This is a genomic window from Pseudoalteromonas sp. TB41 (assembly GCF_000497975.1).
GTDB lineage: Bacteria > Pseudomonadota > Gammaproteobacteria > Enterobacterales > Alteromonadaceae > Pseudoalteromonas > Pseudoalteromonas tetraodonis.
Genome location: NZ_AUTH01000020.1, coordinates 20870 through 45920 on the forward strand (window position 1 = coordinate 20870; position 25051 = coordinate 45920).

A 25051-nucleotide genomic window follows, 5' to 3' on the forward strand; every position below is an offset into this window, starting at 1 on the left:
TAAAAGCAGCTAATGACGTATGTCGTTAGCTGCTTTTGTATTTTGGCCTATATTGCATGAGTTTACGCTAGCTTGGCTACCTAGCTGTGGTAGAATATTGGCTTCTTTGATTAAGCGTGGTGTCAGCTAAATACTGTTATAACTGACTACTCACCCGAGCTACACTGGAGTTGTGTTGTTTTAATGGAAAATGTACTAATTTGGCCAAAGGAATACCCGTTACTGGTCAAAGGGCTGGTTGAACAAAACGGTGCCTTCATTTTAGATGCTTTAGAAGCTTGGCCCGCCTGTCGCTCTACTGAAGAAGATAATGGTGTATGCACTACTGTTTTACCCCCAATTTATTATTTAACCTGGTTAACCCCCTTAGAGCCATTTGAAGAGTGTTATTTTCAGCATATTTCTGAATATGATGAAAACGCACAAGAGTATATTGCTGCACTGAAAGAGCATTATTTTGCCAATGATTACAGCATAGAAAATATTGTGCTAATGCTGTGTCAGCGACTTGAAAAGTATGCAAGTGTGTCGGCACAAAATAACATTGAAACGCCACTTTCTTTAATTAGCTTATTTTTTAGTAAACGCTTTTTTACTCTGATAGAGCATGCGCTAGAGCAAGGTGCAAAGCTCTCAGCTGAAGATACCTTATCTATTTGGAAAGAGGTCGATTTTAGAGAGCGTTTAAGTGCGCATATTCCCCAGTCGATTGCTGATATTGACCACTTAGCAGAGCTGACCAGTGAAAAAGTGGCTGCTGGCAAAGATTACTTTACTTTGTTAACTCAGGTGTCTCCTGATGTTGACTCTATTGTGCTTTTAGAAAATGCCTTACTTGCGCATTTAAACAAGAAAAAAGCTAAGCAAACCATGGCAATGCGCTTTATTGAGCAAGGCGCCACGGGCACCTTAACCGATGAAGATAATAAAACAGCATTTATGTGGGCGGCAGAAAAAGGCTACGTAAATGTAGTAGAAACACTCCTGCAGTACCAAGATAAAAAAGCGGTAGACGGCCAAGGTAATACGGCGCTGCATTACGCGGTGATAAGTAAAAACGAATCGTTAATGATTTTACTGCTCAAAGCAGGATATGACTTTAGAGCGCGAAATAACGAGGGGTTAAGTTGTTACCGATTAGCGGTTAGTATAAAAGCCAGCAACTTAGTTAAGTGCCTTGAGCGCGACTTTGGTATTAAAGAGTTATCGCCAGAAGGGCAGCTAGAGCGAATTAAAAAGGTGCATGTGTTACATGCGGTTGTGGCTTTATTATTACCGCTACAGTTATTTTTCTTTTTTGATGAAAACATAACTATAAAAAGTGAGCTTACTCTTTTTATGACCATGACGGCGGTGGTGTGTTTTTTCTTTGCAACGAACTTAAAGCGTTGCTCATTGTATCCGCATGTAAAACACCCATGGGGGTTGTTTTTAGTAAGAATGATGTCGGTTTTTAGTCTTGTAGCTCAATTAGGTTTAGCCTGTATTGTGGGGCTGGCAGCTTTAAGCGAGTTAGTTTAAAACTTAATGTTTTGTTACAAAAAAACGCGCTAATTAGCGCGTTTTTGCATTGTTGGGTATTTATTGCGAATTGTTTTTATCATGCTCGTGTGCGGCTTTTTCTTCAGCGAGCTCATCTTTAAGCTTACGAATTTTAAGCCCAAGTTCTTGCCCTCTGTGGCGCGCATAATAAGTACAGCCAATAAACATAGATGAGGCAAATAATAACTCTAGTAATACCCATATAAGCTCATCTTGTGCGACCCACAGTAATGTAAAGCCATGAATAAAATAAAACATAACAATAAAATTAGCCCACGCATAGGTGTAGGCTTTATCTTGTAATATGCCTTTTAAAGGCAGTAATAGTGGCAATACATACACTAAGAAAAGAAAGGTGTTACTGTGGCCGTCTCTTGGGGCTAATATAAACATCCATAACGGCATTAAAATAAGCAGGCCAATATAACCAAATAAGGCTAGGCGCTGAAATTTAATGGTAACCGGTTTTTTAGCAGGCTCGCTTGCTTGAATCATTTAAGTTTACTCGCAACTTGAGTCAGGCGCTTTCCGACGCTTTGACATATTTTAATTTCATCTTTACTCAGGGTTGAGCTGTTATTGCTACCTGCAACGTGCGAGGCACCATAAGGTGTTCCTCCTGTTTCGGTGCCGAGCAATTCAGGTACATCGTAGGGCACGCCCATCAACATCATCCCATGATGTAACAAGGGCAATGACAAATTGAGTAGGGTTGCTTCATTGCCCCCATGCATACTGCTTGATGATGAAAACACACAGGCAGGTTTATCGATAAGTTGGCCTTTGAGCCAAAGATCGCTGGTGGTTTCCCAAAACGTTTTTGCTTGTGAGGCCATCATGCCAAAGCGGGTCGGCGTACCAAACGCAAGCCCGTCGCAGGCAACTAAATCATCTTTACTGATCACAATGTCGTGCGTGCTTTTGGCCACAAAAGTTCTCAGTAATGCGGTTGCGCCTTGTTGCTCTATTGACTCTGCAATCTCATGCGCCATAGCTTCAACTGAGCCATGGCTTGAGTGGTACAGCACCACGATAGTTGTGCTCATTATAGAACGCTTAATACGTTTTCAGGCGGGCGACCTAGGGCGGCTTTATTGTTATTTACTACAATAGGGCGCTCAATTAGTTTTGGGTGATTGACCATGGCATCAATAAGCACCGACTCGCTATTTTCATCTTTTAAATTAAGCGCTTTGTACTGCTCTTCTTTGGTGCGCATTAAATCTCGTGCCGAATTAAACCCCAGTTGAGAAACTAAGGTACTAATTTGCTCATGAGAAAGCGGTGTTTTTAAGTATTCAACAACACTCGGTTCAATGTTTTTACTTTGTAATAGGTTAAGGGTTTCGCGTGATTTTGAACAACGCGGGTTGTGATAAATAGTAACTGACATAAAAATACATCCAAAGTATAAATTGTGGCTATTTTAGGTGAACTCACCCCAGACTTAAAGCCTCGCAAGCTCTTTTTGCAATAACCGATACTGTGTGAGTAACGCTTTTAAGCGCTGTTGCTTAACATTTTCACTTGGCTCTACAAAATTAAGCGCTTTTTGTATTTCGTCTGCTGCTTTTAAATACGCACCATACTGGGATAATACATCGGCATTGGCTTCATGGTAGGCTGCCAATTTTTCTTGTTTTTTGTAGGCGTCAGTTAAAAGCTGTTTGCCTAAACTGTGATCGGGTTTTTCCAGTAAAAACGACTTTAATATATTTTCAGCTAACTCATATTGCTCAGCTTCTAATGCCGCATTTGCGTAATTTAAGGTGATCACTTGGTTATTTGGCCGATAATTATTTAACTCGCTTAAGTAACTAACAGCTTCTGCTGCTTTTTTTTGTGCAATGAGTAAATCTGTTTTGGTATCAATATAAAATAAGTTTTTAGGATCGTCTGCCAGTAACTCATCAAGAATAGGTTGTGCTTCATCCGTCTTTTTTTGATCAAGCAAACTAATAGCTAAGCCGTACTGTAGTGCTACGTTGTTATAAGTGTTTTCGCGCATTAACTTTCTAAATAACGCTTCTGCGTTTTCGGGTTTGTTATCGTAACGCGCCAGTACTCGGCTTTTTGCTAAGTTAAAGTTAAGGCTCGAGCTTACCTGGCGTTTAGGGTATTGCTCGGCGCGAAGGCGAACATCTGACACACGACTTTCAGGAAGAGGGTGAGTGAGTAAAAACGCCGGTGGTTTATATTTATAACGAATTTGTGCGGCAAGTTTAGTTAAAAATTCACTTGATGCTCTGGCATCAAACCCTGCGTTGTTGAGGGTTTGCATGCCCATTCTGTCTGCTTCTTGTTCGGCAGAACGGCTATGTGTCAGCTGACTGAAAGCTGATTGTGTTTGGCTGGCTGAAATAATAGCCATACCGGCATCAGGGGCTACAACCGCCGCTAAAATACCAGCAATCATGCCGGCAATGGTAAGCCCGCTATTATCTTGTTGCTGCTGAATGCGCCTTGCTAAGTGGCGCTGGGTGACGTGTGCAATTTCATGGCCAAGAACCGATGCAAATTGACTCTCGTTATCGGCTTGGGNTATTAATCCGGTGTGTACACCAACATGGCCGCCATAAAATGCAAATGCATTGATTTCGGGATTATTTAACCAAAAGAATGAAAACCCAAAACGCACATCATTGGCGTTAGCAACTAACTTTCTACCTAAGGTTGTTAGGTATTCATCAAGCACCGGATCGTTAATCAAAGGCGATGAGCCTCTGATCTGCATCATCATCACTTCACCAATCGCTTTTTCTTTTTCAATTGGCAATGCTTGTAAGGCTGAAGTGCCTAAGTCGGGCAGTTGAAGATTGGTTTGTGCCTTTAACGGCTCACTTATCAGTAGGCTAAATGTAAGCGCTGCACTGCATAAAGTGATAAAGGCTGATTTTAGCTGCATTATATTCCTTGTTTATTTTTTATCAGGGGCACTAGCACTTGAAGGATCATCTGTGTATAAACGGCTGTCCTTTTCACATAGTTGATAAAACGCCTTTATTGTGACCCCATCAACCTTAACAATGTTCAATTGAGTTTGTAAAAAAGCAATAATTTTATGAACCACTTTGTGAGAATGTAATATAAGCGCTTTATCTGCCTCATCGCCTTGGTCTAAGTAAAAGCCAATGAATTTATGTAACTGATTAATGCGAATAACGGTTTTCATCGTCAATGGATCCCATAATCTAAACTCCATTGTCTCATCATGTCGTGCGTACCTATCGATGGCGGTATCATTAGAAAAAGGGAAGGCTTGTAATTCATAACCACGCTCGGTAAACACTTGATGCAGTGAAATTCGTGGTTTGTTATTGCTTTCTTTTTCATAAAGCTCGTTGGGGTCTATTCCCAGCGCTTCTAAATTCCAATTGCGTTTGTCGATAATACGCTTGATGGCATTATCAAATCCGTGATCTAAAATACTTTCACATTCACTCACCGATGAAGCCACTAAATGATAAAAATGCGGCAGCTCCCCCCAATTAATTTGCTTTTTAAACCAATTAATTTCTTTGAGAGTTGGATTGCTAGGCAATTGCGCTTTATTATGCGAATTAGGCATTAACGTATCCTGATAGCTAACGATGTTATAAGGATAAACCATTGCAGAGGTTGTTTTAAGAAAAAGTTAAATTTAACTGCGGTTAATCTCAATTGGCCCTGTTATAGGACTTATTATTAATGTGAATAGGTAGCGAAACGAGTATGCTAGAGCTAAATTTACGCGCTTATAAATGCCCACAGCAATTTATTCAGTTTAAATTAGGGCTGCGTGATGCAATATCGTTAAAACAAGCAATTACCTTTAATATCTCACAAGAACAAAACACTGATGATATTGAACGATATTTGCAAAAAAAAGCGTATTATTACAAGTTAAATAAACAACAGGGGTTGTTATTAGTGGAGCCGTTACGTGTTTGAATATGTAAAAGCATGGTATGAAAAAAAGTTTTCTGATCCTGATTCAGTCACTTTACTTTTTTTATTGTTGGCACTGGTTGCCATGTTGTATTTTTTTGGCCCATTAATTGTGCCTGTGTTAGTGGCACTGATCATAGCTTATTTATTAGATTGGCCTGTGGTTCACTTAGAACGGTTTGGCCTTAAGCGTTTTACTGCCACCAGCATAGTAATGCTGATATTTATTGGCATTATGCTCACTTTAATATTGGTTATAGGCCCTGTGCTTTGGCAGCAAAGCAGTAACCTAGTCCAAGAAACACCGCATATGGTCGAACAAGGTAAATCGTTTTTACTCGATCTGCCTGATAAATACCCCAGCCTTATCAGCGCAGAGCAAGTACAGTCAATTGTAGTAACCGTTGAAACCAAAGTACTCGACTTTGGCCAAGTGGTATTATCTGCGTCGCTTAATTCATTAAAAGACGCTGTAGCATGGTTAATTTACCTTATTTTGGTACCGCTACTGGTGTTTTTTATGCTCAAAGATAAAGTAGAGCTCAGTGCCAGCATTGCTAAAATGATCCCACGCCAACGCCGCTTAATTTTACAAGTGTGGCATGAAATGAATCAGCAAATCATGAATTATATTCGTGGCAAAGTATTTGAAATTTTAATTGTTGGTTCTGTGTCGTTTATTGCTTTTACCATACTGGACTTACGGTACGCCGCGCTTTTAGGCGTTCTCGTAGGCTTTTCGGTGCTTATTCCATTTGTGGGCGCAGCGTTAGTAACTATACCAGTGGCCGCAGTAGCGCTGTTTCAGTTTGGTTTAGAAACTCAATTTTGGACCGTTTTAATTATATACGGCATTATTCAAGCGCTCGATGGCAACGTATTGGTGCCTTTATTGTTCTCTGAAGCGGTTGATTTAAATCCGGTATTTATTATTGTTGCGGTGCTATTTTTTGGTGGGCTATGGGGTTTTTGGGGAGTGTTTTTTGCCATTCCATTAGCATCATTAGTCAAAGCACTTATTAATGCCTGGTCATCCAAACACGAAGAACTCGCGCAAGAGCTCGGTAACTAAAAGGTATAGTAAACGCACTTTAATTACTAAAGATTATTATTCATTCCTGTCAAAACTATGTACTATTGGGAATAAGATATATTTTTTAGTAATAAGGTGCGTTTTTAATGTCAGAGTTTTTATTGCCAGATGAACCCAAAGCTCAAGTTTATCTCGATGCAAATGCGACCACACCTGTATTGCCATGTATTGCAGAGGTGGTGTGCCATGCTATGCAAATTTGTTTTGGTAATCCCTCAAGTCCTCATATAACCGGCATTCAAGCCAAGCACTTATTAGAACAAACTAGGCAAAAAGCCCGTACCGTCATTGGCGCGCAGCAAGGTGATATTTTATTCACCTCCGGTGCCACTGAGGGGATTCAAACCGCCATCGTATCGACGCTCATTAATGCAAAACACCATACAAAGCCAAATCCCGTTTTATTGTATGGGGCAACCGAACATAAAGCGGTGCCTAATACGCTAAAGCATTGGAATACAGTGCTTGAGATTAACGCTGACATTATTGCTATTCCGGTTAATCGTGATGGTATTTTAGATTTAGACTTTATTGCTCAGCATATTGATAACGCTTTGATGATTTGCACGATGGCCGTTAATAATGAAACCGGTGTTTACCAAGATCTAAGCGCCATAGAAAAGGTGATTCGTAGTCGTAATAGCCAAGTCACTTGGATGGTTGATTGTGTACAAGCGCTTGGCAAACAACAGCTCAACCTAAGTGAAACAACGATTGATTATGCGCCTTTTTCAGGGCATAAACTTTATGCACCTAAAGGCATAGGTTTATTGTATATTCGTCAAGGCAGCCCATACACGCCCTTTATAGCCGGTGGCGGCCAAGAAAGTGGCATGCGCTCTGGTACAGAAAACCTGCCTGGTATAGCTGGGCTCAATAAGCTGTTTAGTTTGCTGCTAGATAAACAAGACGAGACTTTTAAATCAATAGATGTACTTAACTTGTATCGGGATAAACTGCATAGCGCCTTAGTTGATACTTTTGGAAGTATTACCTTTAATCATGACTTTGCTTGCTCAGTGCCCACAACGCTTAATTTTGCGGTTAACGATTTAACTAGTAAAGAAGTTATTGATTTATTTGACGCTGCAGGTATTAGGGTCAGCGGTGGTTCTGCATGCAGTACAGGAGCCACGCAGAGCTTTGTGCTTGATGCGATGGGAGCCTCACAATGGCAAAGTGAAAACGCAATTCGTTTGTCATTTGGCCCTGCTGCTACGATGGCGCAAATAGATGATGCATGTGAACAAATTAGAGCGCTTAAAACCGTATTACAAGCTAACTGTTTAGTGATTTCTGATAGCAGTTTTCCTTTGCAAGAAGTATGTGCTTTAGGGCTTACCCAATTTAGACACCAAGGTGCATGTAGTTGGTTGTATGTAACAGATGAGCAACATGCATTTATTATCGATCCGATTATTGAACTGATCCCTCGCTTTGAAAAAATAGTAACTACGCAAAATTTAACTATTACCGCTATTTTAAACACGCACGAGCATCAAGAACGTCACTGCGCACTTGATTTAATGCGCAGCGCACTTAAAGAAAACCTAGTCGCTGGAGAGGTTGATAAATTAGGCTGGCCAACGAATAGCGACACATTGCAATTAACCACTCACGTACTCGAAAAGCTAGCCACACCAGGGCATAGCCAAGATAGCGTGAGTTATTTATTAAAAGCGAATAATGGAGATGTTCAGTACTGCTTTTGTGGTGATTTAATTTTACCTGCAGGGCTTGGAAATACCGCGCTTGATGGCGGGGATGCAATGCAAATGGCGCATTCCTTGACGATGTTAGCAGCAGAGCTTAATCCGCAAAGTGTGGTGTGTTCAGGGCATGATTACCAACAGTGCTTTGCAATGAACTGGGCTGTTCAACAGCAGCAAACGCCATTGTTACAAGCCTTACTTAAAGGTGATATTGATGACGCTGAATTTGCCGCACAAAAACAGCAAGCAGATTTACAACAACACACACAAGCCAACACGCTCTGTGGTTATGTTAATGCTAAGCCTGCTGTAGAAACTTCGCAATTAAGTTTTAACCAAGCAAAAGAAATACTGGTAGAGGGCAATGCGTATTTAATTGATACCCGAGAACCTTATGAACATGGCGCTAATAATTTAAGCGTATTGCTAAACGTACCCATAGCTAAAACCTTAAATATTCCTTTAAGTCGAATGGCTCATGCACTTACGCAAGGCCAATTGGACAAAAACAACCAGTATATTTTGGTGTGTCGCAGTGGTAACCGTTCAAAAATTGCGGCAGCAAATTTGACTGAGCTTGGTTACAGCAGTGTTTATAACTTATCAGGTGGTTTAGCGTTAACCGGTTAATTGTTTTTTTAGAGGAAAGGCCGACATTTGTCGGCCTTTTTTTTGCTCGCTTTAATTTGGATCAGTTAGAAATTAATAAAATCTTCATTAAAGAGAGGGGCTGATCAGTTGTTAAATTCAATTTTTAATTTTATGATACCGGTGTCAAAAGCAAAAAATTGCGCTATTATCTGCATCAAAGCTTATAAAAATAACGCAAATTAGACTTTTTAAGCTATAATATTGGGCTTTGCTTTTTACAAAATTCGGTTGTTTTGCGTCGTAAGAAATTAAATAAAGCGCTTTAAATCAATAGATTAATAAATTAGGGGATGTTTACATGGCGAGCCGTTCTGAGTTAGTAAGTTGGCAAGCACTAGAAAATAGTGCACAAAAGATGGCACAAACACATCTGAAAACTTTATTTGCACAAGACGATTCTCGTTTTTCTCAATTTTCTACTCACATTCCCGGTATATTGTTTGATTATTCAAAACAACGTATTGATGAGAAAGTTTTCGCTCAATTAATCTCATTAGCTAAAGAGTGTGATATTGAAGCGTGGCGTGAAAAAATGTTTGCCGGTGAGAAAATAAATATCACCGAAGACCGTGCCGTATTGCATACCGCACTTAGAAATCGCGCCCATACACCGCTTATTGTTGATGGTGAAAATATTACTGAGGCGGTCGATAGCGAACTTGCTAAAATTAAAACCTTTGTTGAAAAAGTACGCAGCGGGCAGTGGTTAGGTTACACCGGTAAAGCGGTGAAAGATGTAGTGAGTATTGGAGTAGGGGGGTCAAACCTAGGCCCTCAAACGGCAACTGAAGCACTTAAAGCAGTGGTTGATAAACCGTTAAACGTTCATTATGTTTCTAATGCTGATGGCGTACAAATTGCGTCAGTATTGAATAAAGTTGACCCTGAAACAACGTTATTTGTTATTTCGTCAAAAACCTTTACTACCTCAGAAACCATGACCAACTCAAAAACAGCGGTTGATTGGTTTTTAAATAGCGCCAAAGATAAAAGCGCCATAGCAAAGCATTTTGTGGCAGTAAGCACCAATTTAGAAAAAACCGCGGCATTTGGTATTAGTGACGAAAACGTATTTACCATGTGGGATTGGGTTGGCGGTCGTTTTTCACTTTGGAGTGCCATTGGTTTACCTATTGCACTTTATGCCGGCTTTGAAGCATTTGAAGCTATTTTAGAAGGGGCGTTTGAAGTTGACGAGCACTTTAAGTCGGCACCGCTCGAGCAGAATATTCCTTTAATTATGGCGCTGTTGAGTGTATGGAATACCAGCTTTTTAGGGTTTGATTCGCAAGCTATTTTACCTTACGACCAAGCATTGCATATGTTGCCTGCGTATTTACAACAAGGTGAAATGGAAAGTAACGGTAAGCACGTCACTTTTGATGGGCAAACCGTACCTTACACTACCGTGCCTATTATTTGGGGCATGACGGGAATAAATGGCCAGCATGCGTTTTATCAATGTTTGCACCAAGGCAATGTAATTGTCCCTGCGGACTTTATTGGCTCTGTAAAACCACAGGTTAACGTTGATAAGCATCACAATATTTTATTATCGAACTTTTTTGCACAAACCGAAGCATTAATGAACGGGGTAGATGCGCAGCAGATAACCGCTGATTTAACAGCCAAAGGCAAAACGCCTGCGCAAATTGAAATGCTACTAAAGCATAAAATTCATCAAGGAAACCGCCCAACAACGTCTATATTATTAGACACGGTTGATGCAAAAGCGGTGGGTCGTTTAATTGCACTGTATGAACATAAGATTTTTTGCCACGGTATTATTTTACAAATATGTTCGTTTGATCAGTGGGGCGTTGAGCTTGGTAAAGGTTTAGCCTCTAAAATTGAAGCTGAATTAACCGACGATAACGTGGTTAATGAGCACGACAGCTCAACACAGGGCTTAATGGCGTACTACAAAAAACACCGTACGCAGTAACACATTCACTTATTACACAATAAGTAACCAAATACCTTTGAACGGGTAGCGCTGGAGTCCTAGGGCCTGTATTTTTGTGAGAGGAATTACAGTGTCCCTAGACCCATTTTTTATGGCGCATATAACGAACAACACTAGTAGGCTTTGTGCTAAGGCCTGCATATCCAGATAATAAACCGCTATAACTGATTACCAATACGGTAGTGGCAGGTAGCATAAACGTAGAGAGTAACTATGCTTAATCCTTTTGATATTATAATTTTTGGGGGCGGTGGTGATCTTGCGTTACGCAAATTACTTCCTGCAATGTATCGAGCATATCAAGAAGGTAACTTACCGCAAGGCTCACGTATTTTGCCTACCGTGCGCGAACAAAGTAAATGTGATGAATACATTGATACCGCACACAAAGCATTACAAGAATTTTTAAGCGAAGGCGAGTATAACGCTAAGGATTGGAAATCGTTCTCAGCGTTTTTAGTGCCTGTAGTGAGTAATGTTACCGAAGCGGATGATAACTGGGATGTACTGAAAAAAATTCTTGATGAAGACGACAGCGATAAATCTCGTGTGTTTTACTTATCTCTTCCGCCAGCTGTGTATGGCACTTGCTGTGAAATTCTATCCACTAAAAAATTAATAACAGCCAATTCACGTGTTGTTGTAGAAAAACCAATTGGCTATTGTGGCGAGTCTGCAGAAGTTATTAATGCGAAAATTGCACAGTACTTCGACGAAGATCAAATCTTCCGTATTGACCACTACCTAGGTAAAGAAACCGTTCAAAACTTAATGGCATTGCGTTTTTCAAATTCATTATTTGAAAACATGTGGGATGCTAAATCGATTGATAACATCCAAATTAGCTTATCAGAAACGGTAGGGCTTGAGAGCCGCGCTGGTTTTTATGATAAAGCCGGTGCCTTGCGTGACATGGTGCAAAACCACTTGTTACAGCTACTTTGCTTAGTCGCAATGGAGTCACCGCATAAACTTAAAGCCAATAGTATTCGCAATGAAAAGTTAAAAGTATTAGAAGCATTACGCCCATTAGAGGGCAGCGATGTTGATGACAATATTATTCGTGGGCAATACGTACCGGGTGATTTAAACGGTAAAATAGTCCCAGGTTACCTAGAAGAGCTAAACGAAGGGGCAAGTAAAACTGAAACCTTCGTGGCTATTCGTGCGCACATTGATAATTGGCGTTGGGCGGGTGTGCCTTTTTACCTGCGTACCGGTAAACGTATGGCAAAGCGCTGCGCTGAAATTGTGGTTGAATATAAAAAAGTATCTCATAACGTGTATGAGGACAGCGTAGGTAATATCGAGCCAAACCGTTTGGTGATCCGTTTACAACCACAAGAAAGCATTCAATTAACGCTGATGTCGAAGCGTTTAGATAATTTAGACATGCAACTTGAACCTGTAACGATGAACATTGAGCTGTCGCAAGCATATAGTAATGGCTTTCACTCAGATGCTTACAAACGTTTAATGCTTGATGCTGCAGCGAATAATCCATCATTATTTATTCATCGTGATGAAGTACGCCAAGCATGGAAGTGGATTGATCCAATAATTGAACGTTGGCAAGAAAAAGGTAAACCAGCACTGTATAGAGCCGGTAGTTGGGGCCCTGAAGATGCAGATGAATTATTAGCAGAGAATAATCATGTTTGGTTTAATACTGGCGATAAGGCATAAGTGATGGCAACAATAGTAGAAAAGTTTTTTGACGATAAAGCTGCGCTGACTGATGAATTATCTCAGTCGTTAGAGCATGCTTTACGTGATGGCATTGAACGTGATGGCCGTGCAGTATTAATGGTTTCAGGCGGTTCATCGCCAGAACCGGCTTATAAACATTTATCGACCCTTGATTTAAATTGGGCAAACATTGATGTTGCTATGGTTGATGAGCGCTGGGTTGAGGCAAGTCATGAAAAGAGTAATGAAGCATTCATCAAGCGTACTTTGTTACAAAACCATGGTGCAGCGGCTAATTTTATTAGCATGAAAAATACGGCAGCCACTGCAGAGCAAGGGGTTGATGCCTGTGAAGCGCAGTTTCAAGCATTAAAACGTCCTTTTGATGTGACTATTTTAGGCATGGGCCCAGATGGCCACACCGCGTCATTATTCCCACATGCACAAGGCCTGAAAAACGGCCTAGATTCAAGCCAACTTGTGTGCGCTATCAACGCGATACAAAGTGACGTAACAGGCAGTATTACTGAGCGCATGAGCTTAACGTTAAATGCGATTGCACAATCTAAAGTGGTTAAATTGTTAATTAGTGGCGATGAAAAGCTGGCTGTTTATAAACAAGCTTTAGCGGGGGGCGATGTGAATGACATGCCGTTACGTGCGGTATTAAATCACCCAGAGATCAACATTGAAGTGTATTGGGCGCCCTAATTTTAATATAAATTAGATGTGCGCTAAACCTCTTTGTATTGATGGTTTAATGAAAGGTCAGTCGCTTTTGCTACTGACCTTTTTTATTGCTGATCTGTTTTACTCTTTGCTGAATTAAACAAAGCCGCGCAGAGATAAAGATGAAATGCTGAGTATTGCCTCCACAATTAGCAGTATAAAATAGGCTTTTACACCGATTGTAAATCCTGAATAAATTTTACTTATAGCTAAAAAAATCAAATGGTTAAATTTATTAAACACTAACTCACAAGCATGTTTTACGGTTTGAAAATTCCTACTCACCACGTCGTTTTAAACAAAATCAATTTAAAAATGCTTCAAGTACATGCTGGAAATGTGAACGAATTAAACAAATTTAATTCGGCTTTTTCATGCAATAATTAATTTCTTTAAAATCATTTGCTTAATGTTGAATTAGCTATTTTTCATACAAAAAGAGCGGAAAAATGTAGCAAAATTGTAATTTTGCATGTATGGTTTGTTACTACTATGACAGCGCTGTCATGGCGGTAGGCAAAATGATAAACAAAAACCAACAAAATGATTCAAGGGGAATCCTGTGTTAGCTAAAAATTTTAAAAAAAGCTTATTAGCAGTAAATATCGGCTTAGTAATGGGAGCCGGGTTCACTGGTGCTGCATTCGCAGCCGATGAAACTAAAGTTCAAGAAGATGTTGAAGTAATCCAAGTTACGGGTATTCGCGCTTCAAATAAAGAAAACTTAAACGGCAAGCGTTTTTCAAATGCCGTTGTTGATGTTGTAACAGCTGAAGACGTTGGTAAGTTTCCTGATGGCGATGTAGGTGAATCTCTTGGTCGTATTTCTGGTGTCAGTGTATCTCGTCAATTTGGACAGGGTCAGCAAGTATCTATCCGTGGTGCATCAGCACAATTAACACGCACATTACTTGACGGTCATACTGTTGCCTCAACTAGCTGGTTCGATCAACAAGCGGTCGATCGTAGCTTTAATTATTCATTACTACCTTCTGAATTAGTAGGTGGCTTAGAAGTTTATAAATCATCTCAAGCTAATCTAGTTGAAGGTGGTATCGGCGGTACTGTAATTGTTAAAACTCGTAAACCGCTAGATTTAGATGCAAACACTGTATTTGCTAGTGTTAAAGCTGATTACGGTACAGTATCTGAGGAGACAGATCCTGAGCTTTCAGGCTTGTACAGCTGGAAAAATGATGGTGAAACATTTGGTATCTTAGCTGCGGGTTCATTATCAGAAGTAGATTATCAACGTAACGGTATTGAATCGTCAGGTGGTTGGAGTGGCGGTATGGCACCCACAACCTTCCAGCAAGCTCGTGAGCGTACTGCGTATAACGTAGCTATGCAATATCAGCCATCAGATTCGCTAGTTTTAGGTCTAACTTATACAAGTTTAGAGCTAGATGCTAACAATGCTAACTCGCAAATCATTATATTCCCAGGTGATGGTTCATGTGAACAAACGAACGCCTCAGGTAACTGTGTTTCGCGTAATATCGACGGCAATGGCACGGCTTTTTTCCAAACATGGGCGCGTAAAGCAAGCATGAAGTCTGATACTGTTGACTTAGATTGGAAATATGACTCAGAGTTATTCACCTTTAAAGGTCGTGTAGGTAAAACAAGCGCAGACAGTGATGTAACAACGGCAAACTATGGTATGTTTGCAAATAACAATAGCGACTTAAATGGGTCTATTGATATGACTGGCGACGTGACTAGATTTAATTTAGCTAACCAATCATACGATGCTAGCATTTTACCTGATACCATCAGCCCACAAACTTGGGCGCCTGAATACAACCCTGATTCAGATGAAGAAAGTTACTTAAATTTAGACTTTGAAATTCCTGTTGAGCTTGGTGTTATTACCGCAATTAAAACGGGCTTAAGATATGCCGATCACAAAGTTGTACAAGATGGTAATGCAGCCAATGTGAATGCCGATTTAGTACCTGTACGTAATGCTAATGAATACTACCCAGGTACCGTGACTGCCGGTGGTGGTTTTGTAATACCTGAACCCGATATGGATCTAATGATTGCTGATTCATTAGCAATGACAGAAGGTTATACAGCACGTCCACAAGCATACGGCACCATAGAAGAAGAAAACTTTGCTTTATATGCGATGGCTGATTTTGACACCGGTGGTATTCGCGGTAATTTAGGTGTTCGTTATATATCAACTGATATTTCGTCAGATTACTATGATTTAAGTGATGAAGGTGTTTACGACTCGACGTTATCTACAGACAAAGCCGATTACAGTGAGTTCTTACCAAGCTTAAACGTGGTTATGGATTTAGCTGACGACTTAATCTTACGTACCTCAGCAGCACAAGTTATCTCTCGCCCTAATTACGCAGATTTATTTGCAACGCGTAATCTAGCGGGTTATACAGATAACCGTCCTTTAAATGAAGTTTTAAATACGGGTAATGTAGGTTTAAGTCCATTTAAAGCGTTCCAAGCAGACATTGGTGTTGAATGGTATTTTGATGACGATGCTATGTTAAGCGTCACATACTTCACTAAAGAAGTAAGCTCATTTATTTCTACCCAACAACAAACCAATCAACAAATTGGTATCGACATCCCAGTTTATACGACTAACCCAGATGCCGGCGAGCCACCGTGTGGTGCTCAGCAATATGACTGTTGGACAGTAAGCTCATCGACAAATGGTACGGGTGGTTCAATTGAAGGTATTGAGTTCCAAATTCAAGATTCATTCGATAACGGCTTTGGTTATTCATTTAACTACACCTATTCAGATGCGAAAGCACCAGCAGAAAACTACCCAGACCGTGTTGGGGTATTCTCTGATTCATCGAAAAACAGCTATAACGTAGTTGGTTTTTATGAAAATGATGATTTTTCTGCTCGTTTAGCATATAACTGGCGTTCAGAGTTTATTATTCGTGAAGCACCAGGTTGGTACGGTAACCGCGAACATCAAGACTACGGACAGCTAGATTTCAGTGCAACATACTCTGTAACTGATTACTTAGATGTCACTTTCGAAGGGATTAACTTAACAGAGGAAGACAGCGTTCAGCTGGGTAACAATGATGCATCTACCTCATTACCAAACCCTGATTTACTGAATGACTTCCCTGTGTGGAGTTTTGAAGGTGAAGCACGTTACAAGCTTGGTGTAACAATGCGTTTTTAATACGCTAAATGAGTAAAAATAACCTAGGCCCAGCATTGCTGGGCTTTTTTACGAGGTTAAACTTTATTGGTGATTTATGGATATAAAAAAAGTTGCAATTGTAGGTGGTGGAACAGCAGGGTGGTTAGCTGCAAACCACATTGGCAAAGAGATGCTCAATCGTAAAGGTATATCTGTTACTTTAATAGAGTCCCCAGATATACCGCCAATTGGTGTCGGTGAAGGCACAGTCCCCGATATTAGGAATACCCTAAAAAGCTTTGGTATTCGTGAAGATGAATTTATTAGGCAATGTGATGCAACGTTCAAGCAGTCTATAAAGTTTATTAACTGGATGGATAAGAAAAAACATGGCGAAGGCAACTTTTTTCATCATTTATTTGATGTGCCAAGCCCTTATGATGCCAAGCATTTAACTTCTTATTGGTTAAATAACAAAGAGGAAAGTCAAAGTTATGCGCAGGGCTTATCTTCTCAGCATGTTATTTGTGAGGCAGGCTTAGCACCTAAAAATATTACTAATGCTCAATATGAAGGGGAGTTGGCTTACGCGTATCATTTTAATGCAGGCAAGTTTGCACAACTACTCGCTTGTAATGCAAAAGAAAAATTTTCTGTAGAGCATATACACACCCATGTTACACAGGTAAAGCTTGGCGTTGACGGCGCTATTGCTGCACTTATTACAGATAACAATGAAGAGCTTGAGTTTGACTTTTATATTGACTGCTCAGGCTTTGAATCTTTACTTATGAGAAAAGCGTTAAAGATTCCTTTTGTTGATGTATCTGAGAGTTTATTAATTAACAGCGCATTAGTGGTACAAGTACCAACCAAAGCCGATGATGCTATTCCTCCTTATACACTTGCCACCGCTCATCAAGCTGGCTGGATTTGGGATATAGCGCTCACCAATAGGCGTGGAGTCGGTTTTGTTTATTCAGATAACCATATGACGGATGAACAGGCACATGAAAAACTTGACCGTTATTTAGGTGACAGTAAGCAAGATCTTACCTACAGAAAAATACCAATGCGGGTCGGTTACCGGAAAAAGTTTTGGCATAAAAATTGTGTTGCCCTTGGCTTAGCGCAAGGGTTTTTAGAACCATTAGAGGCAACGTCAATATTATTAACTGACTTTTCAGCTAAATTTTTAACGTTGCGCTTCCCATCATCAACAACGCAGCTAGAGCAATTAGAAGAGCGTTTTAATCATGCTATGGGGTATGCATGGGAGCGGGTGATTGATTTTATTAAACTTCACTACTGTATATCAGACCGCACTGATTCAGCTTTTTGGATAGCAAATAAAAACCAAGACACTATTTCCTCGTCATTAAAAGAAAAACTTAATTTGTGGAAAGAGTTTACCCCAGTCAGAGATGATTTTTTTAGTCAGTTTGAAGTGTTTTATCTAGAGAACTTCTTATTTGTACTTTATGGAATGAATTACAATACTAAGGCGTCTAACAGCCCCGGTAAAGAACAGGCACACTGTTTAGCGCGTTTAAAACAAAGAGCTGAGATTGATCACTATTTAATAAATAAGCTTCCTGATCACAGAGCGCTTTTAAATAAAATTAAACAGTATGGGCTTCAGTCAATCTAACCCTTATCTTACACTTGCAAAAGAGGCTATCGACAGACGGCCTTTTTTAGCATCGGCTAAGCAGCTTTGCTCAGAGTAAATATTTGCACTGTGTAATAAGTTACCTTGGTAAATAACTAGGCGATTAAATTTAGCATCTATTTTAAACACCTGCTCAAATAAGCTAGTGGTACCTGCTAAATAGCCTTGATGTTCATCAGGGTTATTTTTAACATCGTTAACTATATCTGCCAATAGTGGTTTGTGTTGCTCTTTAAATTCAATAATGTTTTGCGGTATGTATTTATAAATACTGGTGCCACCGAGTTCCTCACCAGATAAATAATGCACAAACGCATAGTCTCTTTCATCACATGAATCGATATGGGGCACTTTTTGATCGACAATTAAATTAGCCGGTTTACATGAAACTAATGAAAGCAAACTTTTATGAAGAATAGACTCGTGGTAGTTTTTGTTTTCTATTTTAGGCAGTATTTCATTTTGAAAAAATGCGTGCAGCAACCTCAAGTACGGTTGTGGCATATTATCGCGGATCCCCGGATAAAAGGAATTATCTGAAAACATAGGATTAAAGTAAGCTATGTTATGGGCAAAATTCATTACACTACTTGTATCTAAAAGAAAATCATCAACAACGTAAGCGTATACCTGTGTGCCAGGGATCATCAACTTTTCAATTTTTAACTGTGGATTTATGGTTAAATTTTTCATTTTTAAGGTCTAATTTTTGATGAGAATATTTAAGTGTAAACATCTTACCTCGCTGTAAAATTAATATATCACCTCTGACAACGCTGTCAAAGCTATCAGCGAGTGTATTTAATGGCTAATAGACCAGTGAACGTTGGCAAAAGTAACGTTTTTTATATATTTGTCTAAATAATCAGCGATAATGTTTTTGTTAATTAATAACGTACAAAATGACACAAAATTTTCACTTCCTTTTTGTCACCAAAACCATTAGCCTTAGGCCACTAATAGTAATAAATCAAATTAATAAATAACGGAGCAGTAACATGGCGGAGCAACAAGTACAGCCTTTACACAACGAAAAACATGCCAACACTAAAATTAAAAATGGCATCAATATCGAATTTATGAAAACTCAACACTTAGTGCCAGTTGTAGCACACGAGTTTGCGCGTATCGCCAATGAGTTTCCAATGTCTTTTGTTAAAAATAACGAAACAGGTACTTTTCAAGCGGTTGCTATGTTTGGCCTAGAGCCTGGCGAAAACTTATTTGTTGATGGCGACAAATGGACAGCAGCATTTGCACCTATGGCAACAACGCGTTACCCATTAGGTTTAGTAAAGCACCCTGAGCAAGATCAATTTGGTATTGTAATTGACGAAGCGAGCTCATTAGTTGGTGAAGAAGAGGGTAATGCATTATTCGAAAACGGTGAAGAAACTGATTACCTTAAGCGTCGTAAAGAAGCGTTAGTATCGTTCATTGAGTTTTCACAAGTCACTGATGCGTTTACTAAATTCCTTGCTGATAAAGAATTACTAGTAGCACAAACGCTAACGGTTGATATTAAAGGCGAGAAAAAAGACATCAACGGTATTTACCTTATCGATGAGAAAAAACTAAATGAGCTAAGCGATGCAGACTTTCTAGAGCTTCGTAAACGCGGTTATTTAGCACCTATCTATTCTTTCTTAACGTCTACTCACCAAGTAGCACGTTTAGCACGTTTAAAAGCGCAACAAGCGTAATTTTTAAACAGAATTCAAAAAGCGCCTCAGGGCGCTTTTTTTATGCCATTAAACTCAGTTCACTTGAAAAACCCCACGTAACCATTCACATTAGTTTTAATCTTAACTAACAAAAGAACGCACAATGAAAAAATCACTATTACTAGGACTGCTTTGCGGTAGTTTAATGAGTGTGAGCTCATCTGCATTGAGTGCGAGCACGCCGTTTGCCATTGCGATTCATGGCGGGGCAGGCACAATCGAAAAAAGTAAATTTACACCTGCTCAAGAGCAAGCTTACCGCGATAAATTAGCTCAAGCTGTTGAGACTGGGTATAAGGTACTTGAACAAGGCGGAGAAAGCCTTGATGCAGTCACAGCAGCCATTGAAGTGTTAGAGCAATCGCCTTATTTTAACGCCGGACGCGGCGCGGTATACACCTATGATGGTAGCCATGAGTTAGATGCCTCTATTATGGATGGTCGTAACCGCCAAGCTGGAGCGGTTTCGGGCATTAAGCATATAGAAAGTCCAATTAAACTTGCCCGTTTAGTGATGGAAAAATCAGTGCATGTGATGTTAAGTGGCCAAGGTGCAGAAGAGTTTGCTAAAGAGCAAGGAGTTAGCTTAGTAGAGAATAATATATTTGATACAAAGCATCGCTATGAAGCTTTATTAAAAGCAAAGGAAAAACTAGAGGCGAGCAAAAGCACCAATAAAGATTATCAAGCAGCGCACAAGGCGTTACCCGCTAATTATAAAATGGGGACTGTGGGTGCGGTTGCACTGGATAAACAAGGTAATTTAGCCGCGGGTACGTCAACTGGCGGAATGACCGCAAAACGTTTTGGCCGTATTGGTGATGCACCAGTTATTGGCGCGGGTACCTTTGCAGAAAACGCCTCGTGTGCAGTATCGGCAACCGGCCATGGCGAATATTTTATTCGTTATAATGTGGCAAGCGATATTTGCGCACGAGTAAAATATCAAGGTAAAACCATTGCTCAAGCCGGGGATGAAGTAATAAATGGGGTGCTTAAACCGATTGGCGGCACAGGCGGTGTTATTATTGTTGATACAAAAGGCAATATTAGCCTGCCGTTTAACACCACAGGCATGTACCGTGCGAGTAAATCGAATACGCAAGCGACTTATGTAGGTATTTTTAGCGACGAATAAGCGTTTTTCTTTAGTGGCTGGAGGTTTATATAATAATCCGCTGATTGTTATGTCCTTTACAGGATTAACCCCAGCCATTTAATTTGCTACAATCGGGACTCTTTGACTAATTTTTATAAGGTATGCAGGTGGTAAACCTAGGTCAGTTGTTTGGCGAGCTAAAAACGTGCTTAAAAAAAGATCAATTCAGTTTTAAAAAGCGCCTTCATGGCGTAAAAAAAATTACCGACGAGGCAAAACTTACCAGTGCGCTTGAAAAAATTACGGCTGATATCAGTCGCAGTCAATCGCTTCGCGAGCAGCGTTTAGCTGGGCTACCTAACGTTACTTATCCTGAGCAATTACCGGTCAGTCAAAAAAAAGACACCATTAAAGAAGCCATTGCTAATAATCAAGTGGTGATCATTGCTGGTGAAACCGGCTCAGGTAAAACCACACAAATTCCTAAAATGTGTTTAGAGTTAGGCCGCGGGGTTGATGGGTATATAGGCCATACTCAACCTAGACGTTTAGCTGCACGTAGCGTTGCCAATCGTATAGCAGAAGAAATGCAATGCGAGCTTGGTCAGCAAGTGGGTTTTAAAATTCGCTTTAGCGATCAGGTTTCTAATAACAGTTATATAAAACTGATGACCGACGGTATTCTATTAGCTGAAATACAACAAGACCGTTTTTTGAATCAATACGACACCATTATTATTGATGAAGCGCATGAGCGCAGTTTAAACATTGATTTTATTTTAGGTTACCTTAAAAATTTACTTCCTAAACGTCCTGACTTAAAAGTTATTATTACCTCAGCGACCATTGATCCAGAACGTTTTTCTAAGCACTTTGATGATGCGCCAATTATTGAAGTATCAGGCCGGACATTCCCTGTGGATGTACGCTATAACCCCATCAGTGATATCCAAAAAGAAGACATGGAAGCCGAAGGCGACCAGTTACAGGGGATTTTTGATGCGGTTGATGAGCTTTGCGCTGAAGGCCCCGGTGATATTCTGATATTTTTAAACGGTGAACGAGAAATACGCGATACCGCCGATGCACTAAGTAAGCGTAATTTAAAACACACCGATATATTACCTTTGTATTCAAGGCTATCGAACGCTGAGCAAAATCGTATTTTTGCGCCGCATTCGCGCCGCCACATTATTCTCTCAACCAACGTCGCTGAAACATCGCTAACGGTGCCAGGTATTCGTTATGTTATTGACCCGGGTACGGCGCGTATTAGTCGTTACAGTTACCGTACAAAGGTTCAACGTTTACCCATAGAGCCTATTTCGCAAGCCAGTGCTAATCAGCGAATGGGGCGTTGTGGACGTGTTGAAGCGGGTATTTGTATTCGCTTGTATTCAGAGGACGATTTTTTATCGCGTCCTGAATTTACCGATCCTGAAATATTGCGTACTAACTTAGCATCAGTTATTTTACAAATGCTGGCATTAGGATTGGGTGATATGGCGCAATTTCCTTTTGTGCAAGCCCCAGATAGCCGCAACATTAACGATGGTTTAACACTGCTTGAAGAGTTAGAAGCGGTAAAAGAAGCTAAACGTCATCAAAAAACCAGTTTAACGCAATCTGGTCGAGAGCTGAGTCGTTTGCCAGTGGATCCGCGTTTAGCAAAAATGGTGCTGACTGCGCATAAGCTGGGTGCATTGCGTGAGGTGATTATTATTGTTGCTGCGCTCTCAATTCAAGACCCACGAGAACGACCACAAGAAAAACGCCAGGCAGCGAATGAAAAACACGGTCGCTTTGACGATCCAGACTCTGACTTTATCGCCTTTTTAAACTTGTGGAATTACCTCGAAGAGCAGCAAAGTGAGCTGACCAATAGCCAGTTTAGAAAGCTATGTCAAAAAGACTTTTTAGCGTATATGCGTATTCGTGAATGGCAAGACATCGTTTATCAAATCAGCACTGTGTGCAATGAAATGAAAATGAAAGCCACCACTAATGTTGCAGACAGCGAGCTTATTCACAAAGCACTGTTAAGTGGCATGCTCAGTCATATCGGTTTTAAAGACGAAAAGCAGCTGTATAAAGGCGCACGTAATAGCCAATTTCATATTTTTCCAGGATCTGGCTTGTTTAAAAAGAGCCCCAAGTGGATGATGTCGGCTGAATTGGTAGAAACCAGTAAACTCTATGCCCGTATTAATGCCAAAATAGATGTGAACTGGGTAGAACCGTTTGCTCAACATTTGGTAAAACGAAGCTATACAGAGCCACACTGGGAGAAAAAGCCCGGTGCAGTCATTGCCTTTGAGCAACAAACACTTTACGGCCTGCTTATCGTTAATAAACGCCGGTGTGTGTATAGCAAGATTGATCCTAAAGTAAGCCGCGAATTATTTATCCGCTCGGCGCTGGTTGAACAAGAGCTTGGATTAAATGAAGCATTTTTAGCGTATAACCGCGAATTAATTGAAGATATTCAAGTGCTCGAGAACAAGTCTCGTAGACGCGATATTTTAGTTGATGAGCAAACCTTGTTTGAGTTTTACGAGAAGAAAATACCCAGCGATATTAACAATCGTGCTGCGTTTATCAAATGGTATAAAACACAAAAACAACAAGACAAACACTACCTGCACATGACGCGCGAAGAGCTCATGCAACATGGCGCCAGCAGCATTACCGAATTTGACTACCCTGATACTTGGCAGCAAGATAATTTGATGCTGCCGCTTACCTATCACTTTGATCCAGGCCAAGCGGTTGATGGCGTTGCCGTACAAATACCCGTTGCACTGTTAAACCAAGTGCAAGAAAGTGGCTTTGATTGGCATATACCGGCATTTCGTCATGAGCTAATTTGTGGGTTAATCAAGTCATTGCCAAAGTCACTTCGCCGTAACTTTGTCCCTGCGCCTAATTATGCCGATGCGGTGTTAGCGGCCATAGAGCCTCTACAAGGCTCGTTAATCGACTCACTAAGTAATCGGTTATTGCGCATGACTGGCGTGCGAGTCGACCCCGAGGCGTGGGATTTAACAGCCCTTGCTCCTCATTTAAGATTGCAGTTTGAAGTCCGTGATGAAAACGACCAACTTCTTGCCCGTGGGCTCGATTTAGCTAAGCTTAAAGCGCAGCTTCAAGGCAAAGTGACAGACACCTTATCTAAAGTGGCCGACAAAGGCATAGAAAAAACCGATTTAACCCAGTGGGATTTTGGTGAGTTACCAACATCGTATGTGAAAAAGCAAGGTCAATACGAAATTAAAGCCTACCCAGCACTAGTGGATAAAAAATCAACGGCCGCAGTAGAGCTATTCGATAACGAAATAAAAGCGCAATTAGCGCACCAGCAGGGGTTGCGTCGATTAGTGTTATTAAACGTACCATCACCCATTAAATACCTGCAGCAAAATTTACCAAACAAGGCTAAGCTAGGGTTGTACTTTAATCCTTTTGGTAAAATTGCAGACTTAATTGATGACTGTATCGCATCGGGTGTTGATAGCCTATTAGTTAAATATGGTGACATTCGTACAAGTGAGGCATTTGAAACGGTTAAAGAGCATATTCGCGGCGAGTTAGGCGATACCGTTGTGGCCATTGCTACGCAGGTTGAGCAAGTACTGAGTATTGCGCATGCACTGCATAAAAAAATGAAAGGGCGTGTAGATTTAACCATGATCACCGCTCATGGGGATATTAAGTCTCAGCTAGAGTCGCTTATTTTTAAAGGCTTTGTCAGTCAACATGGGGCAGACAAACTAGGCGATTTAATTCGTTATTTAAAAGCGATTCAAAAACGCCTAGAAAAACTACCTGTTGACCCAAATCGTGATAGATTATGTGTGTTAGAGCTTGAAAAAGTAGCGCAAGAATATAAAAAACTAACGAATAAAACACCTAAAGGAATGCCATTGCCTACTGATGTTGAGGCTATTTTTTGGATGCAGCAAGAATTACGCGTATCCTTATTTGCACAAACCTTAGGTACGCCTTATCCAATTTCAGCAAAACGTGTGTTAAATGCGATAAAAGAAATTGAATAATCTCTTTATTCTCTATTAAGCTAAGTAAGTTAACAGAGGGACTAACTTGA

The 25051-nt window shown here is 40.3% G+C and carries 18 protein-coding genes; 12 read left to right on the forward strand and 6 right to left on the reverse strand.

Annotated features, from left to right (window positions below; translation table 11 throughout):
* Window positions 1-183: 183 nt before the first annotated feature.
* The gene (locus L641_RS0103270; RefSeq protein WP_024601119.1) at window positions 184-1521 is read left to right on the forward strand and encodes an ankyrin repeat domain-containing protein; all 1338 of its coding nucleotides are present in this window, start codon (window positions 184-186) and stop codon (window positions 1519-1521) included.
* Between the two features lie 60 nt (window positions 1522-1581).
* Here L641_RS0103270 and L641_RS0103275 read toward each other — a convergent pair whose 3' ends face one another.
* From L641_RS0103275 to L641_RS0103295, 5 genes are all read right to left on the reverse strand, one after another.
* Window positions 1582-2037: a DUF2069 domain-containing protein gene (locus tag L641_RS0103275; protein WP_024601120.1), complete on the reverse strand. Its 456-nt coding sequence runs from the start codon at window positions 2035-2037 to the stop codon at window positions 1582-1584.
* Entirely contained in the window at window positions 2034-2588 is a 555-nt protein-coding gene (gene wrbA / locus L641_RS0103280; RefSeq protein ID WP_024601121.1) for an NAD(P)H:quinone oxidoreductase, read from the reverse strand. The genes L641_RS0103275 and wrbA overlap by 4 nt, the downstream gene beginning before the upstream one ends.
* Window positions 2588-2935 carry an arsenate reductase (glutaredoxin) gene (gene arsC, locus L641_RS0103285; protein ID WP_024601122.1) on the reverse strand — a complete coding sequence of 116 codons (348 nt, stop codon included), beginning with the start codon at window positions 2933-2935 and terminating at the stop codon, window positions 2588-2590. The genes wrbA and arsC overlap by 1 nt, the downstream gene beginning before the upstream one ends.
* 54 nt (window positions 2936-2989) lie before the next feature.
* On the reverse strand, window positions 2990-4447 hold the full coding sequence (locus L641_RS0103290; protein WP_024601123.1) for a M48 family metalloprotease: 1458 nt from the start codon (window positions 4445-4447) through the stop codon (window positions 2990-2992).
* Window positions 4448-4459: 12 nt separating this feature from the next.
* On the reverse strand, window positions 4460-5110 hold the full coding sequence (locus L641_RS0103295; RefSeq protein WP_024601124.1) for a hypothetical protein: 651 nt from the start codon (window positions 5108-5110) through the stop codon (window positions 4460-4462).
* Between the two features lie 143 nt (window positions 5111-5253).
* Here L641_RS0103295 and L641_RS0103300 point away from each other — a divergent pair, with 143 nt between their 5' ends.
* From L641_RS0103300 to L641_RS0103335, 8 genes are all read left to right on the forward strand, one after another.
* On the forward strand, window positions 5254-5472 hold the full coding sequence (locus tag L641_RS0103300; RefSeq protein ID WP_013465251.1) for a hypothetical protein: 219 nt from the start codon (window positions 5254-5256) through the stop codon (window positions 5470-5472).
* Window positions 5465-6541 carry an AI-2E family transporter gene (locus tag L641_RS0103305; protein ID WP_016900418.1) on the forward strand — a complete coding sequence of 359 codons (1077 nt, stop codon included), beginning with the start codon at window positions 5465-5467 and terminating at the stop codon, window positions 6539-6541. Before L641_RS0103300 ends, L641_RS0103305 begins: the two co-directional genes overlap by 8 nt.
* 107 nt (window positions 6542-6648) lie before the next feature.
* Window positions 6649-8904, forward strand: a complete 2256-nt coding sequence (locus L641_RS0103310; RefSeq protein ID WP_024601125.1) for an aminotransferase class V-fold PLP-dependent enzyme — start codon at window positions 6649-6651, stop codon at window positions 8902-8904.
* A gap of 319 nt (window positions 8905-9223) precedes the next feature.
* Window positions 9224-10870 (forward strand): glucose-6-phosphate isomerase, encoded by a 1647-nt coding sequence (pgi, locus tag L641_RS0103315; RefSeq protein ID WP_024601126.1) that lies wholly within the window; start codon window positions 9224-9226, stop codon window positions 10868-10870.
* A 234-nt stretch (window positions 10871-11104) separates the two neighbouring features.
* Window positions 11105-12577, forward strand: a complete 1473-nt coding sequence (gene zwf / locus L641_RS0103320) for a glucose-6-phosphate dehydrogenase (RefSeq protein ID WP_013465247.1) — start codon at window positions 11105-11107, stop codon at window positions 12575-12577.
* 3 nt (window positions 12578-12580) lie between these two features.
* Window positions 12581-13291: a 6-phosphogluconolactonase gene (pgl, locus tag L641_RS0103325; RefSeq protein ID WP_013465246.1), complete on the forward strand. Its 711-nt coding sequence runs from the start codon at window positions 12581-12583 to the stop codon at window positions 13289-13291.
* Window positions 13292-13871: 580 nt separating this feature from the next.
* Window positions 13872-16490, forward strand: coding sequence for a TonB-dependent receptor (locus L641_RS0103330; RefSeq protein WP_024601127.1), 2619 nt, complete (start codon window positions 13872-13874; stop codon window positions 16488-16490).
* A gap of 76 nt (window positions 16491-16566) precedes the next feature.
* Window positions 16567-18102 (forward strand): tryptophan halogenase family protein, encoded by a 1536-nt coding sequence (locus L641_RS0103335; protein ID WP_024601128.1) that lies wholly within the window; start codon window positions 16567-16569, stop codon window positions 18100-18102.
* A 3-nt stretch (window positions 18103-18105) separates the two neighbouring features.
* On the opposite strand, the gene L641_RS0103340 is transcribed toward L641_RS0103335, so the two are convergent.
* Entirely contained in the window at window positions 18106-18816 is a 711-nt protein-coding gene (locus L641_RS0103340; protein ID WP_024601129.1) for a DUF6445 family protein, read from the reverse strand.
* A 305-nt stretch (window positions 18817-19121) separates the two neighbouring features.
* Here L641_RS0103340 and L641_RS0103345 point away from each other — a divergent pair, with 305 nt between their 5' ends.
* The 3 genes from L641_RS0103345 (at window position 19122) to hrpA (ending at window position 25001) form a co-directional block, all read left to right on the forward strand.
* A complete protein-coding gene (locus L641_RS0103345; protein ID WP_013465241.1) occupies window positions 19122-19826 on the forward strand; it encodes a SapC family protein in 705 nt (234 codons plus the stop codon).
* Between the two features lie 124 nt (window positions 19827-19950).
* Window positions 19951-20985 (forward strand): isoaspartyl peptidase/L-asparaginase, encoded by a 1035-nt coding sequence (locus L641_RS0103350; protein ID WP_013465240.1) that lies wholly within the window; start codon window positions 19951-19953, stop codon window positions 20983-20985.
* Between the two features lie 128 nt (window positions 20986-21113).
* A complete protein-coding gene (gene hrpA, locus L641_RS0103355) occupies window positions 21114-25001 on the forward strand; it encodes an ATP-dependent RNA helicase HrpA (protein ID WP_024601130.1) in 3888 nt (1295 codons plus the stop codon).
* The last annotated feature ends 50 nt before the right edge of the window (window positions 25002-25051 follow it).